General features: G+C 66.0%; 12 protein-coding genes. 11 read left to right on the top strand and 1 reads right to left on the bottom strand.

What is annotated here, in order from left to right:
• Positions 1-340 precede the first annotated feature (340 nt).
• Positions 341-892, top strand: coding sequence for an OmpA family protein (locus LQV39_RS21450; protein ID WP_230028873.1), 552 nt, complete (start codon positions 341-343; stop codon positions 890-892).
• A 12-nt stretch (positions 893-904) separates the two neighbouring features.
• Here LQV39_RS21450 and LQV39_RS21445 read toward each other — a convergent pair whose 3' ends face one another.
• Positions 905-2,629: a serine/threonine-protein kinase gene (locus tag LQV39_RS21445; protein ID WP_230028871.1), complete on the bottom strand. Its 1,725-nt coding sequence runs from the start codon at positions 2,627-2,629 to the stop codon at positions 905-907.
• Between the two features lie 544 nt (positions 2,630-3,173).
• On the opposite strand from LQV39_RS21445, the gene tssA reads away from it, so the two are divergent.
• From tssA to LQV39_RS21395, 10 genes are all read left to right on the top strand, one after another.
• Complete coding sequence (tssA, locus tag LQV39_RS21440; RefSeq protein WP_230028869.1) at positions 3,174-4,232, top strand: type VI secretion system protein TssA; 1,059 nt, start codon at positions 3,174-3,176, stop codon at positions 4,230-4,232.
• 28 nt (positions 4,233-4,260) lie between these two features.
• On the top strand, positions 4,261-4,767 hold the full coding sequence (gene tssB, locus LQV39_RS21435; protein ID WP_230028867.1) for a type VI secretion system contractile sheath small subunit: 507 nt from the start codon (positions 4,261-4,263) through the stop codon (positions 4,765-4,767).
• Positions 4,768-4,784: 17 nt separating this feature from the next.
• Positions 4,785-6,272: a type VI secretion system contractile sheath large subunit gene (gene tssC, locus LQV39_RS21430; protein ID WP_230028864.1), complete on the top strand. Its 1,488-nt coding sequence runs from the start codon at positions 4,785-4,787 to the stop codon at positions 6,270-6,272.
• Between the two features lie 95 nt (positions 6,273-6,367).
• On the top strand, positions 6,368-6,856 hold the full coding sequence (locus tag LQV39_RS21425; protein WP_230028862.1) for a type VI secretion system tube protein Hcp: 489 nt from the start codon (positions 6,368-6,370) through the stop codon (positions 6,854-6,856).
• 87 nt (positions 6,857-6,943) lie between these two features.
• Entirely contained in the window at positions 6,944-7,741 is a 798-nt protein-coding gene (locus LQV39_RS21420) for a type VI secretion system accessory protein TagJ (RefSeq protein ID WP_230028860.1), read from the top strand.
• Positions 7,734-8,246, top strand: coding sequence for a type VI secretion system baseplate subunit TssE (gene tssE / locus LQV39_RS21415; RefSeq protein ID WP_230028858.1), 513 nt, complete (start codon positions 7,734-7,736; stop codon positions 8,244-8,246). Before LQV39_RS21420 ends, tssE begins: the two co-directional genes overlap by 8 nt.
• The gene (gene tssF, locus LQV39_RS21410; RefSeq protein WP_230028856.1) at positions 8,243-10,111 is read left to right on the top strand and encodes a type VI secretion system baseplate subunit TssF; all 1,869 of its coding nucleotides are present in this window, start codon (positions 8,243-8,245) and stop codon (positions 10,109-10,111) included. The genes tssE and tssF overlap by 4 nt, the downstream gene beginning before the upstream one ends.
• Positions 10,096-11,112, top strand: a complete 1,017-nt coding sequence (tssG, locus tag LQV39_RS21405; RefSeq protein ID WP_230028854.1) for a type VI secretion system baseplate subunit TssG — start codon at positions 10,096-10,098, stop codon at positions 11,110-11,112. The genes tssF and tssG overlap by 16 nt, the downstream gene beginning before the upstream one ends.
• A 9-nt stretch (positions 11,113-11,121) precedes the next feature.
• On the top strand, positions 11,122-13,833 hold the full coding sequence (gene tssH, locus LQV39_RS21400) for a type VI secretion system ATPase TssH (RefSeq protein WP_230028852.1): 2,712 nt from the start codon (positions 11,122-11,124) through the stop codon (positions 13,831-13,833).
• A gap of 16 nt (positions 13,834-13,849) precedes the next feature.
• Positions 13,850-14,239: a DUF4280 domain-containing protein gene (locus LQV39_RS21395; protein WP_230028850.1), complete on the top strand. Its 390-nt coding sequence runs from the start codon at positions 13,850-13,852 to the stop codon at positions 14,237-14,239.
• Positions 14,240-14,262: the final 23 nt, after the last annotated feature.

Raw genomic sequence — 14,262 nt, 5'->3', positions numbered from 1 at the left:
AACGAGGATTTGGCGAGCTTGATTATCGGACTGAAGGACGAGGCCGGTTATAGTTTTTTTCAAGTGTAGAAATGCCGCCACTATTTAAAAAAGGAACTTGAGTATTTACGAGCTCGCTACTATACTGCCGATAATTTTTTAATAACTTCCGGTATATGCGGATAAGGTAGTTGCGCGATATATTTTTCCCGAATGGCAAAAATACGCGGCAGGCTTGCTCCTCGCGTATCCACGCTATATCGGCTTTTATTAAGACGTTGAATATTGGCAAGAGCTCGGTTAGGATGCCCCGACCGATATGTCCATCGCCTTACATCCCTTAATTACCGAGGAGTCGGAAATGCATGCACGTTCGCTGATTGCGGTTTGCTTCATGCTCGCTGCTTTGCCCGCGGTGGGTCAGGAAGGGCAGCTGATCAAGGAAGGCCAGGTCGACGCCAACAAGCTGATCGACGCGCTGGCGCCGCCACCGCAGAATCGTCCGGTCCGTACCCGCAGCCTGGGCATCGCGCGGGAAGACGTGGAAGCCAGCGGCGGGTCGGCCAGCCACGGGAACGTGAATTTGCAGGTCACTTTCCTGACCAATTCGGCAGACCTGACGCCGGCCGCCAGGCATTCGCTGGATGTGGTCGGGCAGGCCCTGGCGTCGGAAAAGCTCCAGAGCTACCGTTTTTCGATCGAGGGCCATGCGGATCCGCGCGGCAGCGCCGCCGCCAATCTGAAGCTGTCGCAGCTGCGGGCGCAATCGGTGCGGGATTACCTGGTCCAGGCGCAAAACATCGACAAGGCCAGGCTGGAGGCGATCGGCAAAGGCGATCGCGAACCGCTGAACAGGAATAATCCCGAAGCCCCCGAAAACCGCCGCGTCACCATCGTCAATCTGTCGCGCTAAGGCCGGCCTGGTCTATTGCGCCAGCTCTTCGATGGAAAACGCTGCCGCGCCGTAGTCGCCAGGACAGGGCGCGGCGGCGCAGGCCGGCATACCGGCGAACAGGGGACGTGCGCCTGTATGCGCTGCTTGCAGTTGGGTGGCGCGAGCAAGGGGGAAGCCGGAGAAGGGCTTGCCCTCTGTCAATCCAGCCGTGCTGAAATCCCTGGGCGCATCCGACACCATCGCCACGAAATGGTCGGTGCCCGCCGGGCCCAGGGCCGTCAGCAGCCATGGGCGCCTGGGGAGCTTGAGCGCTTCACCGGCGGCGATGCGATTGGCGCCGTCGAGCGCATTCGGGAACAGCAACTGGAAGTTGTTCTCGGTGCTCACCACATACACATAAAGGTAGCCGGCGTGCGCCGAACGGACGGTGAAGCCGACCTTATCCTTGTTGATCCGTAAGTGCTGGTTCTCTACCTGCACGCTCACTTTGCGTTCCGGGCTGGCCCCCGCCAGGACTGCATCGAGGGCGGCAAGGGGGCTGAAGGGCGCGGCCGGCGGCGGCGCCGTTGTTGGCCTGGCGACATCCACAGGCGGCGCACTGGCGGCCGCGGGCGCGGCGGGCGCTTGCGGACTGTTGAGCCTGGACCAGCCGAACAGCCCGGCGGCGCCCAGCAGCGCCACCCCGATGCCAGCGATCAGCAGCCGGCCCGTGCGCCGCGGCGCATCGGCGCTGCTGGCCGGCGGCGGCGCCACAAGGGCCGGCTCGGGCACAGGCAGGGGCGCCGGCCGCACAGGCTCGCGCGGCGCCGCGTCCAGCCCCAGCATGGCGCGCATCGCGGCAACGCTCTGCGGCCTGTCGTCCGGCCTGAAGGCCAGCGTCCGGTCGATCGCCTGCAGAAAGCCTTCGCTGTAGCGGCCCGCATAGCGGCTGGCCAGCGGCACATAGGGATCGGCCATCATGCGGCTCAGGGCCGGCGGCGGGGCATGGCCGTCTATCGCGAAGTGCACCACCGAGGCCAGCGCATATAGGTCGGTCCATGCGCCCTGGCTCATGCCCGGCATCTCGGCATATTGTTCGATCGGCGCGTAGTTCTGCTTCAGGATGACGGTGAAAGCCTGGTTCATGCCGCTGACCGTCCGCCTTGCCGCGCCAAAATCGAGCAGCAGGGGGCGGCCCTCGTCGAGCATCAGGATGTTGTCGGGCGCGATATCGCGGTGGAAGCACTGGTGCTGGTGCATCACCTCGATCGCGTCCAGCAGCGGCCCCAGCAGGGCCTTCAGCCAGGCTTCGTCGGGCGCCGCGCTGCGCTCCTGCAGGGTCTGTTTCAGCGTGAGGCCGTGGTAATACGGCATCACCATGTAGGCGGTGCCGTTCGCTTCCCAGAAACGGTAGACCTTGACCAGGGCGGGGTGGTCGAACTGGGCCAGCATCCGCGCTTCGTTGATGAAGCTGCGCAGGCCGGCCTCGAAGCTGTCCGCATTCTGGGACGACTTGACGCTGACGTGGGCCTGGGTCGAGCGCCACGCGAACGAAGGCATGTACTCCTTCAGCGCGACCTGGCGTTCGAGCGAACTGTCGTGCGCCAGGTAGACGATGCCGAAACCGCCTTCGCCCAGCACGCCGGTAATCTCGAATTCGCCCAGCCGGGTGCCGGGCGGCAGCGCATGCGGACGGTGATGTTCGCTGCCCTCGGCCGGCGTCTGCGGGCTGCTGGTGGCGAGTACGGTACGGTCGTCTTCGGGAGTTTGGCTCATGGGGAAAACGGACTGGCTGGTTGATTCATTATGATCTACTTGGCAACAGCCTGCCAGTAATCTTATGCCCGCTGTCAGCTGTTAACTTGTGGTTATTTACCCAAAATAGATAATTTGTTGTTTATTTGCGAAACCCGATTATTTTTATTCCAGCGTCCTGGCTTGCGAGCATAATAAAAGATGGTCCAATGCAGGGATAGGTGCCACGGCATCGCCATTCTCTCCGGCTAATAACTCTCATCCATTTCTTTAATACAAAATGCATGCGCGCGCATTCATTAATGCGCCACGCATGCATATTGCGTTCGCATTCCCATTATGCATATTGCTGTGTTTCGATAACAAATGCTCGCGAAAAAAAGATATTTTTTTTGTATCCAATTTCTGTAATTGGTTTTAGTATTTACCCCGTCCAATATCTTTCGGCCATGCTTTTAGAATAGGCCGGGATAGCGCGACGGCGCACGCGACGGGTTTCAGCGAGCGCAAGGAAAGCCAGGCCGTTTCATCATGTTTTGCTAACGCAGCATGTTTTGGAGTACGGATGAGCACTGTCGATATCGATGCCTTGCTGGTGGAAGTCGAAGCGGGGAAGCCATGCGGGCCGAACCTGGAAGGAGACCCGGCCTACCTTGCGCTGGACCGTGAAGCGGAAGGCAAGCCCGAAGTGCAGTACGGCGCCACCATCACGCCGGCCGTGCCCCCCGACTGGAAAGTCGTCCGCCGCATGGCCGGCGAGCTGCTGCAGCGCAGCCGCGACCTGCGCCTGGCCATCCACCTGCTGCGCGCCAACCTGGCCTTGCACGGCATCGCCGGCCTGGCCGACGGCGTGGAGTTGATCGAGCGCCTGCTCGACACGCGCTGGGACAGCGTCCATCCCGAACTCGACGCCGACGACGACAACGACCCCACCGAACGCATCAATTCCCTGGCGATCCTGGCCGACACCGGCACCCTGGTGCGCCAGCTGAAGGATGCGCCGCTGCTGGTGCTGCCCGGCCTCGGCCCGCTCAGCATCAAGATGCTCGAGATCGCCAATGGCGAGCTGCAGCCGCCGGCCGGCCAGGAAGCCCTCGCGTTGTCCTCGATCGAAAGCGCGATCGCCGACCTCGCGCCGGACAAGCTGGCCGAAGCCGTCGATGCGCTCGGCCGCGCGCTGGCCGCCGCCGTCAACATCGAAGTGATCCTGGTGCGCCAGGTGGGCAGTTCGCAGGCGCTGAACCTCGACGGGCTCACGCGGCCGCTGCGCAAGGCCCATGAATTCCTGCAGCGCCAGCAGGGCACCGCCGCCGGCGCGCCCGAGGAAGCGGCCCAGGCCGACGGCGCCGGATCGGCGACGGCCGCAGCCACGGCCACGCGCGGCAGCCCTGCCGCCAGCGGCGAGATCGCCAGCCGCGACGACGTCGTCCGCACGCTGGACCGCCTGGTCCAGTACTACCGCCAGCACGAGCCCTCGAGCCCGATCCCGATCCTGCTCGAGCGCGCCAAGCGCCTGGTACCCATGGATTTCTTCGAGCTCTTGCAAGACCTGGCGCCGGAAGGCGTCGCGCAGTTGGCGGTGATACGCGGACCGGACGGTTCGAAGCAGGACAACGATTATTGAGTGACGTTCAATCAAGGGGGTGTCAATCGTGGGCAAAGAGAGTAGCCAGAAGTTCATCGCACGCAATCGCGCGCCGCGCGTGCAGATCGAGTACGACGTCGAGGTCTACGGCGCGGAAAAGAAGGTGCAGTTGCCCTTCGTGATGGGGGTGATGGCGGACCTGTCGGGCCAGCCGGCCGACCCGCTGGCGCCGGTCGCCGAGCGCAAGTTCCTCGAGATCGACGTCGACAATTTCGACGAGCGCCTGAAGGCGATGAAGCCGCGCATGGCGGTGCAGGTGCCGAATACCCTCACCGGCGAAGGGAACCTTGCGGTGGAGATGACCTTCGAAAGCATGGATGACTTCACGCCGGCGGCGATCGCCCGCAAGGTGGGCTCGCTGAACACGCTGCTCGAAGCGCGTACCCAGCTGTCCAACCTGATGACCTATATGGACGGCAAGACCGGCGCCGAGGAACTGATCGCCAGGCTGCTCGCCGAGCCTGCGCTGATGCAGGCCCTGGCCTCGGCACCGAAGCCCCAAGAATCTACCTGACAAGCGCGGAGACGACGATGGCTGAACTACAGGAACGGATGGAACAGGAAGGCGGCACACTCGAAGTCAGCGACTTCGGCAGCCTGCTGCAAAAGGAATTCAAACCGCAGTCGGACAAGGCCAAGGAGTCGGTCGAGACCGCGGTGCGGACGCTGGCGGAGGTCGCGCTCAAGGACAGCAAGGTCATCTCCGGCGACGTGCTGGGGACGATCGAAAGCCTGATCGCCGCCCTCGACAAGAAGCTGACCGACCAGATCAACCTGATCATGCACACCCCCGAGTTCCAGAAGCTCGAAGGGGCCTGGCGCGGGCTGCACTACCTGGTCAACAACACCGAAACCGACGAGATGCTGAAGATCCGGGTGCTGAACATCTCGAAGAACGACCTCGGCAAGACGCTCAAGAAGTTCAAGGGCACGGCCTGGGACCAGAGCCCGCTGTTCAAGAAGATGTACGAGGAAGAATACGGGCAGTTCGGCGGCGAGCCCTATGGCGCCATCGTGGCCGACTACTACTTCGACAACAGCGCGCCCGATGTCGAGCTGCTGACCTCGATGTCGAAGGTGGCGGCCGCCGCCCATGCGCCCTTCATCGCCGGCGCCGCACCCTCGGTGATGCTGATGGAGTCGTGGCAGGAGCTGGCCAATCCGCGCGACCTGACCAAGATCTTCCAGACCCCGGAACACGCCGCCTGGCGCTCCTTCCGCGAGTCCGAGGATTCGCGCTACGTGGCGCTGGCCATGCCGCGCTTCCTGGCGCGCCAGCCCTACGGCAGCCGCACCGACCCGGTGGAAGCCTTCGACTTCGAGGAAGACACCTCGGCGCCGGGCAGCAAGAACTACAGCTGGGCCAATGCGGCCTATGCCATGGCCGTCAACATCAACCGCTCCTTCAAGGAATACGGCTGGTGCTCGCGGATCCGCGGCATCGAATCGGGCGGCGCCGTCGAGGGCCTGCCGGTGCACTCCTTCCCGACCGACGACGGCGGCGTCGACATGCAGTGCCCGACCGAGATCGCCATCTCGGACCGGCGCGAGGCCGAACTGGCCGCGAACGGCTTCATGCCGCTGGTGCACAAGAAGAACACCGACTTCGCCGCCTTCATCGGCGCCCAGTCCCTGCACAAGCCGGCCGAGTACGACGACCCGGACGCCACCGCCAACGCCAACCTGGCGGCGCGCCTGCCTTACCTGTTCGCGACCACCCGCTTCGCGCACTATCTGAAGTGCATCGTGCGCGACAAGCTCGGCTCCTTCAAGGAAAAGGACGAGATGCAGCGCTGGCTGACCAAGTGGATCATGCAGTACGTCGACGGCGACCCGGCCAGCTCGAGCGAGTCGACCAAGGCCAGGAAACCGCTGGCCGCGGCCGAGGTCGTGCTCGAGGAGATCGAGGGCAACCCCGGCTACTACACCTCGAAGTTCTTCCTGCGGCCGCATTACCAGCTCGAAGGATTGACGGTGTCGCTGCGGCTGGTGTCCAAGCTGCCGTCGGCGAAAGCCTGAACGTCCGCATTAGTGCCGCGCGGGCGGGTGGGCCGCCCGCGCGGGGGTGTGCAACCAGGCCGGGCCGAGGCGCCCGGCAATAACCGGAGAGTGACATGGCATTAGATATGTTCATCGACATGGGTGCGATCAAGGGCGAGTCGCGCGACAAGGAAAACAAGGACAAGATCGACATCCTCGCCTGGAGCTGGGGGATGAGCCAATCGGGCACCACCCACACCGGCGGCGGGGGCGGTTCGGGCAAGGCCAACTTCCAGGACCTGTCCTTCACCAAGTACATCGACAGCTCCTCGAACGCGCTGATGAACGCACTGGCGAAGGGCAAGCACCTCGAAAAGTGCGTGCTCATCGTCCGCAAGGCCGGTGAAGGCCAGCACAAGTACATCGGCATCACCATGGAGGAAGTGCTGGTGACCTCGATCTCGACCGGCGGCAGCGGCGGTGAAGACCGGCTGACCGAAAACGTCACGCTCAACTTCGGCAAGGTCAGCTTCGCCTACACGCCGCAGGACGCCAAGGGCACGGTCTCGGGTGACAAGACCTTCACCTGGAACATCGCCGAGAACGACGGCAACGTGGCCTGAGCCCGAGTTCAAGTCATCTGTGCGAACGCCTTTGCCGCGCATCTCGCGGCAAAGGCGCGCATCCCAACCCGGCCGAGGAGACGATGAATGCTCGCGCAACAGCTTGTTCGTGAAGGGAAACCCGGCGCCGCGCTGGCAGCACTGCAGGATGCGGTGCGCAAGGACGCGGCCGATGTCAAGTTGCGCATCTTCCTGTTCCAGCTGCTGGCCGTGATGGGCCAGTGGAGCAGGGCGCTGACCCAGTTGAACGTGGCCGGCGAACTCGACGCCGCCACCCTGCCGATGGTGAATACCTACGGCCCGGCGATCCAGTGCGAAGCCCTGCGCGCCGACATCTTTGCCGGCTTGCGCGCACCGCTGGTCTTCGGCGAGCCCCAGCCCTGGCTGGCCCAGCTGGCCGACGCCCTGCAGCACGACGCCACCGACCGGGCCCGCGCCGCCGCCGCACGCGAGCAGGCCTTTGAAAGCGCGCCGGCATCCAGCGGCACCATCGACGGCATGCCTTTCGCCTGGCTGGCCGACGCCGACCAGCGCCTCGGCCCCGTGCTGGAAGCCATCGTCAATGGCCGCTACTTCTGGATTCCGCTGTGCCGCATCCGGCGCATCGAGCTGGACCCGCCCACCGACCTGCGCGATACGGTATGGACCCCCGCCAGCTTCACCTGGACCAACGGCGCCTCCGGCGTCGGCCTGATCCCGACGCGGTACAGCGGCACCGTGGCCACGGGCGATGAAGGCCTGCTGCTGGCGCGCCGCACCGAATGGCTGGGCGAGGAGGTCTGCGGCCAGCGCATGCTGGTCAGCGACGCCGGCGACCATCCGCTGATGAATGTGCGCGAAATCGTGTTCGATGGAGACGGTGGCAATGAGGTAGGCAATGGCTGACCTGGCGCCACGCGAGCGGCTGCAGCCCTCGCTGCTCGACCGCCTGACCGACGAAGAGCCGGATAACAAGGCCGAGCCGCGCGAGCGCCGCGTGCTGTCGCTGCGCGCGCTGCGCGAAGGCGTGCTGCGTGACCTGGCCTGGCTGTTCAACACCACCTCGCTGCTGTCCGCGCTCGACGCGCCGCGCCTGCCGCAGGTGGCCAATTCGGTGCTGAACTACGGGGTGCCCGACCTGTCCGGCAACTCGATCTCCAACATCAACCCGGGCAAGCTCGAACGCGCCATCCGCCAGGCGATCTGGGACTTCGAGCCGCGCCTGATCCGCGCCACCGTCAAGGTGCGGGCGCTGCCCGACGGCGGCGCCGACCACAACAAGATCACCTTCGAGATCGAAGCCGACATGTGGGCCCAGCCCTATCCGGAGCGGCTGTACCTGCGGACCGAGCTCGATCTGGAGCGCGGCGCCGTCACGCTAGCGGACGCCGGCGCCAGGGGCGAGGCATGAACCCGCGCTTCCTGCGTTACTACAGCCAGGAGCTGCAGCACCTGCGCGAGATGGGCGGCGAGTTCGCCCAGGACTATCCGAAAATCGCCGGGCGCCTGGGCCTCGACAGTTTCGAATGCGCCGACCCCTACGTCGAGCGGCTGCTGGAAGGCTTCAGCTTCCTGGCGGCGCGCGTGCAGATGAAGATCGACGCCGAATTCCCGCGCTTCACCCAGCATCTGTCCGAGCTGGTCTATCCGCAGTTCCTGGCGCCGACGCCCTCGATGGCGGTGGTGCAGCTGCAGCCCGACCTGTCGAATCCGGCCCTGCAGAAGGGCTTCCTGGTAAAGCGCGGCAGCGCCATGCGCAGCCTGCTGGGCAAGGACGACAATACCGCCTGCGAATACCGCAGCGCCCAGGACCTGACCCTGTGGCCCATCGAGCTGGCCGAGGCGAGGTTCGTCACCATCGCCGGCGCCGAAGGCGGCATCAGCTGTCCGCCGGCGGTCAAGGCCGGCATCAAGCTGCGCCTGCGCACCAGCGCCGCATCTTTTCGTGACTTGCCGCTCGACCGCCTGTGCCTTCATTTGCGCGGCGCCGACGCGATGCCGGTCCGGATCTACGAACTGTTGCTCGGCAGCGTCGAGGGCGTGCTGGTGACGCCCGTGGCGCGCCCGGCCGCCTGGCACCGGCTGCTGCCGAAGACCTGCTTGCAGCCGCGCGGCTTTGCCGAGGAGGACGCGCTGCTGCCGGGCCGCGGCCGGACCTTCGCCGGCTACCGCCTGCTGCAGGAATACTTCGCCTTCCCGCAGCGCTACCAGTTCGTCGACCTGACCGGGCTGCAGGCGGCCCTGCGCCACTGCGCCGACAAGGAGGTCGAGCTGACGGTGCTGCTGAACCGCGCCGACCCGCAGCTCGAAAAGTCGCTCGACAGCCGCCACTTCGCGCTGCACTGCACGCCTGTCATCAACCTGTTCGAGCGCCGCGCCGACCGCATCAGCCTGAGCGGCGAACAGCTCGAGTACCACGTGCTGGTCGACCGCACCCGGCCGATGGACTACGAAGTGTTCCAGGTCGAGTCGGTGACGGGTTACGGCAGCGGCCCGGGTTCGGAGCAGCCGTTCCGGCCCTTCTACACGGCGCGCGACCTCGGCGCGCCCGGTCAGGACCAGGCTTATTTCCAGGTCCGGCGCGAGCAGCGCGTGCTGTCGCAGCGCCAGCGGCGCGACGGGCCGCGCTCCAGCTATATCGGCAGCGAGACCTTCATCGCCATCGTCGACGCCGGCCGCGCGCCGTACAGCGCCGACCTGCGCCAGCTCGGGCTGACGGTCTGGTGCACCAACCGCGACTTGCCGCTTTCCATGCCGCTCGGGAATGGCAAGACCGATTTCATCCTCGACGCCGGCGCGCCGGTGCTCGCCGTGCGCTGCGTCGCCGGCCCGAGCCAGCCGCAGCCCTCGTTCGCCGAAGGCAGCGCCGCCTGGCGCCTGCTGAACCACCTGTCGCTGAACTACCTGTCGCTGCTCGACACCGATCCAGTGCAGGGCGCGGTCGCGCTGCGCGAGATGCTGGCCCTGTACTGCCATCCGGCCGACGCCTACGGACAGCGCCAGGTGGAAGGGGTGCGCTCGATCGCATCAAAGCCGGTCACCCGGCGCATGCCTTCGCCAGGCCCGATCACCTTCGGCCGCGGCATCGAGATCAGCCTCACGCTCGACGACGCCGCCTTCGAAGGCAGCGGCGCGTTCCTGCTGGGGGCAGTATTGGCCGAGTTCTTCGCCGAATACGTGTCGATCAATTCGTTCACCGAAACCGTGGTGCGCACGCCGACCCGCGGCGCCATCATGCGCTGGCCGGCAAAGGGAGGCACATGCGCGATCCTGTAGCGCTGGCCGCCGAGCTGGAACGGAACGCGGCACGCATGGATTTCTTCCAGGTGCTGCGCCTGGTCGAGAACGCGCACCCAGACCTGCCGCGCATCGGCACCTCGCTGCGCCCGCGCGACGACGCGATCCGCCTCGGCCAGGAGCCCTCGCTGTCCTTCCATGAGGCGGCGCTGGAAAGCTGGCGGTACAGCGGCCCGGAGGCGCGCGCGCGCCTGGCGGTGAACTTCTTCGGCCTGCTGGGCGCCAACGGCCCGCTGCCGACCCACCTGACCGAATACGTGCGCGACCGCCTGCGCCACGGCGGCGACCCGACCCTGATGGCCTTCCTCGACGTCTTCCACCACCGCATGCTGTCGCTGTTCTACCGGGCGCGCGCGAACGCCGAGCCGGTCGTCAGCCTGGACCGCGCCGACGGCGACCGCTTCTCGAGCTTTGTCGGCAGCATGTTCGGCATCGGCGCCCCGGCGCTGCGCGAGCGCGACGAGATCGGCGACTTCGCCAAGCTGCACTTCGCCGGCCTGCTGGCCAACCGCGCGCGACCCGCCTCCGGCCTGGCGACCATCCTGCGCGAGTATTTCCAGCTGCCGCTGCAGATCGAGCAGTTCGTCGGCCACTGGATGGCGCTGCCGGACGAGGTCCAGAGCCGGGTCGGCCTGGCCGGCCAGGGCAGCCGCCTGGGCAGCTCGCTGGTCCTGGGCCGCAAGGTATGGGACAGCCAGAACCGCTTCCGCATCGTGATCGGACCGGTCGGTTACGACGATTACCGCCGCTTCATGCCCGGCGGCGTCAGCCTCAAGCGCCTGCTGGCCTGGGTCAGAATGTACTGCGGCCTGGCGCTCGACTGGGAAGTACGCATGATTCTGAAGAAAGCCGAGCGGCCGGGACTGCGTCTCGGCGGCCCCACCCGGATCGGCTGGAGCACATGGCTGGCCAGCGCGGAGGCTAGCCGCGACCCGGACCAGATGCGCATCAGCCGCAGCAGCATCGAACTCCAACCTTAAAGGACGATCATGGCCGACATCAGTCGTGTTGCATTGTTTGGAAAGTTGAACAGCCTGTGCTACCGCGCGGTCGAGAGCAGCACCGTGTTCTGCAAGCTGCGCGGGAATCCCTATGTCGAGATCGTGCACTGGCTGCATCAGCTCCTGCAGCTGCAGGACTCCGACCTGGTCCGCATCGTCAGGCAGTACGAGCTGGACGCGGCGGCCCTGGCGCGCGACCTGACGGCGGCGCTCGACCGCCTGCCGCGCTGCGCCACCTCCGTCACCGACCTCTCCTCGCAGCTGGAAGAGACGGTCGAACGGGCCTGGGTGTATGGCACCCTGATGTTCGGCGAATCGCAGATCCGCTCCGGCCACCTGGTGATCGGCATGCTCAAGACCACCGGCCTGCGCAATGCGCTGTACGGCATGTCGAAGCAGTTCGAGCGCATCAAGCTGGAACACCTGAGCGACAATTTCGCGCGCCTGCTGGCGACGTCGCCGGAAGCGGGATTGAGCGCGACCGACGGCTTTACGGGCGGCGGCGCGGCGCCCGGGGAGGCCAGCGGCGCCATCGCCCCGGCCGCGATGGGCAAGCAGGAGGCTCTCAAGAAGTTCACCGTCGACCTGACCGAACAGGCGCGCAGCGGCAAGATGGACCCGATCGTCGGCCGCGATGATGAGATCCGCCAGATGGTCGACATCCTGATGCGGCGGCGCCAGAACAACCCGATCATGATCGGCGAGGCCGGCGTCGGCAAGACCGCGGTGGTGGAAGGCTTTGCCCAGCGTATCGCGCGCGGCGACGTGCCGCCCAGCCTCAAGGACGTGGAACTGCGCACGCTCGACGTCGGCCTGTTGCAGGCCGGCGCCAGCATGAAGGGCGAGTTCGAGCAGCGCCTGCGTTCCGTCATCGACGAGGTCCAGGCTTCCAGCAAGCCGATCATCCTGTTCATCGACGAGACCCACACCCTGGTCGGCGCCGGCGGCGCGGCCGGCACCGGCGACGCCGCCAACCTGCTGAAGCCGGCGCTGGCGCGCGGCACCTTGCGCACCATTGGCGCCACCACCTTTGCCGAGTACAAGAAGCACATCGAAAAGGATCCCGCGCTGACCCGCCGCTTCCAGAGCATACAGGTGGACGAGCCGAGCGAGGAAAGGGCGATCCTGATGATGCGCGGCGTCGCCTCGACCATGGAAAAGCACCACAAGGTGCAGATACTCGACGAGGCGCTGGAAGCCGCCGTGCGGCTCAGCCACCGCTACATCCCGGCCCGCCAGCTGCCCGACAAGGCGGTCAGCCTGATCGACACCGCCTGCGCACGCGTGGCGGTGAGCCTGCACGCCACCCCGGCCGAGGTCGACGACAGCCGCAAGCGCATCGAGGCGCTGGAGACGGAACTGGCCATTATCGGCCGCGAAGGCGCGATCGGCATCGATACCGGCAAGCGCGCCAGCGAGGCCAACGACCTGCTGGGCGCCGAGCGCACCCGCCTGGCCGGGCTGGAGCAGCGCTGGGACGCCGAGCGCGCCCTGGTCGACCAGCTGCTGGCCCTGCGCGCCCAGCTGCGCGACGGCGCCAATCCGGTCGAGGGCACCGGCAGCAAGCTGGAAGCGGCGGCCGCGCCGGCCGCCACGAACATGACGCCGGAAGAGCGCGCCGATCTGATGGCCCGGCTCAAGGACGTGCAGGCGGAACTCAGCGAGCTGCAGGGCGAGGATCCGCTGATCCTGCCGACCGTGGATTACCAGGCGGTGGCCAGCGTGGTCGGCGACTGGACCGGCATTCCGGTCGGGCGGATGGCGAAGAACGAGATGGAGACCATCCTCAACATCGCGGCGACTCTGTCCGAGCGGGTGATCGGCCAGGACCACGCGATGGAAATGATCGCCAAACGCATCCAGACTTCGCGCGCGGGCCTGGACAACCCGAGCAAGCCGATTGGCGTGTTCATGCTGGCCGGTACCTCGGGCGTCGGCAAGACCGAGACCGCGCTGGCGCTGGCCGAGGCCCTGTACGGCGGCGAGCAGAATCTCATCACCATCAACATGAGCGAGTACCAGGAAGCGCACACGGTGTCGACGCTGAAGGGCGCGCCGCCGGGCTATGTCGGCTACGGCGAAGGCGGGGTGCTGACCGAAGCGGTGCGCCGCAAGCCGTATTCCGTCGTGCTGCTGGACGAGGTCGAGAAGGCCCACCCGGACGTGCACGAGATCTTCTTCCAGGTCTTCGACAAGGGCTTCATGGAGGACGGGGAAGGGCGCTTCATCGATTTCAAGAACACCCTGATCATCCTGACCACCAACGCCGGCACCGAACTGATCGCCAGCCTGTGCAAGGACCCGGACCTGATGCCGGACCCGGAAGGCATGGCCAAGGCCCTGCGCGAGCCGCTGCTGAAGGTGTTCCCGCCGGCGCTGCTGGGGCGCCTGGTGACGATCCCCTACTACCCGCTGTCCGACGACATGCTGGGCAGGATCGTGCGCCTGCAGCTGAACCGCATCAAGAAGCGCGTGGAAGCGCGCTACAAGATCCCCTTCACCTACTCGGACGAGGTGGTCAGGCTGGTGGTGTCGCGTTGCACCGAGAGCGAGTCCGGCGGGCGCATGATCGATGCCATCCTCACCAACACCATGCTGCCGGACATGAGCCGCGAGTTCCTGACCCGGATGATGGAAGGCAGGACGGCCGAGCGGGTCGAGGTGGGGGTGGCAGACGGCGCCTTCGACTACCGCTTCTGAAAAAGGGGGGACGATCATGCCGAACCAGGTGTCGATGGGCGCGATGATGACCTGCAGCTTCGGGGCGGCCCCGGCGCCGCTGGTCGTCCTGCCCAAGAACAAGGTGCTGTGCGAGGGCCCGCCGGCCGCCAACATCATGGACCACGTGCCGATCGTGAACATCACGCCCTTCGGCGTCTGCACCTCGATGGCCAATCCGACGGTGGCGGCGGCCACCGCGGCGGCGATGGGGGTGCTGACGCCGATGCCCTGCATCCCCGCCACCAGCACGCCCTGGGTGACCGGCGCCCCGACCGTGCTGATCGCGAACATGCCGGCGCTGGACAACGTGTCCAAGTGCATGTGCAACTGGGGCGGCGTGATCGGATTCACTTCGTCCGGCACGGTCAAGACCATGATTCCCTGAAATCGAAAGAGAACCGGAACTCC

Source organism: Massilia sp. Bi118, from assembly GCF_918697865.1.
Taxonomy (GTDB): Bacteria; Pseudomonadota; Gammaproteobacteria; order Burkholderiales; family Burkholderiaceae_D; genus Telluria.
This window is presented reverse-complemented; position numbering and strand designations above follow the sequence as displayed.

What these genes read in the sequence shown, in the direction of transcription:
- tssF (WP_230028856.1), top strand. Translation starts at nt 8,243, where the DNA reads ATGAACCCGCGCTTCCTGCGTTACTACAGCCAGGAGCTGCAGCACCTG.
- tssH (WP_230028852.1), top strand. Translation starts at nt 11,122, where the DNA reads ATGGCCGACATCAGTCGTGTTGCATTGTTTGGAAAGTTGAACAGCCTG.
- LQV39_RS21425 (WP_230028862.1), top strand. Translation starts at nt 6,368, where the DNA reads ATGGCATTAGATATGTTCATCGACATGGGTGCGATCAAGGGCGAGTCG.
- LQV39_RS21450 (WP_230028873.1), top strand. Translation starts at nt 341, where the DNA reads ATGCATGCACGTTCGCTGATTGCGGTTTGCTTCATGCTCGCTGCTTTG.
- tssC (WP_230028864.1), top strand. Translation starts at nt 4,785, where the DNA reads ATGGCTGAACTACAGGAACGGATGGAACAGGAAGGCGGCACACTCGAA.
- LQV39_RS21445 (WP_230028871.1), bottom strand. Translation starts at nt 2,629, where the DNA reads ATGAGCCAAACTCCCGAAGACGACCGTACCGTACTCGCCACCAGCAGC.
- tssA (WP_230028869.1), top strand. Translation starts at nt 3,174, where the DNA reads ATGAGCACTGTCGATATCGATGCCTTGCTGGTGGAAGTCGAAGCGGGG.
- LQV39_RS21420 (WP_230028860.1), top strand. Translation starts at nt 6,944, where the DNA reads ATGCTCGCGCAACAGCTTGTTCGTGAAGGGAAACCCGGCGCCGCGCTG.
- tssE (WP_230028858.1), top strand. Translation starts at nt 7,734, where the DNA reads ATGGCTGACCTGGCGCCACGCGAGCGGCTGCAGCCCTCGCTGCTCGAC.
- LQV39_RS21395 (WP_230028850.1), top strand. Translation starts at nt 13,850, where the DNA reads ATGCCGAACCAGGTGTCGATGGGCGCGATGATGACCTGCAGCTTCGGG.
- tssG (WP_230028854.1), top strand. Translation starts at nt 10,096, where the DNA reads ATGCGCGATCCTGTAGCGCTGGCCGCCGAGCTGGAACGGAACGCGGCA.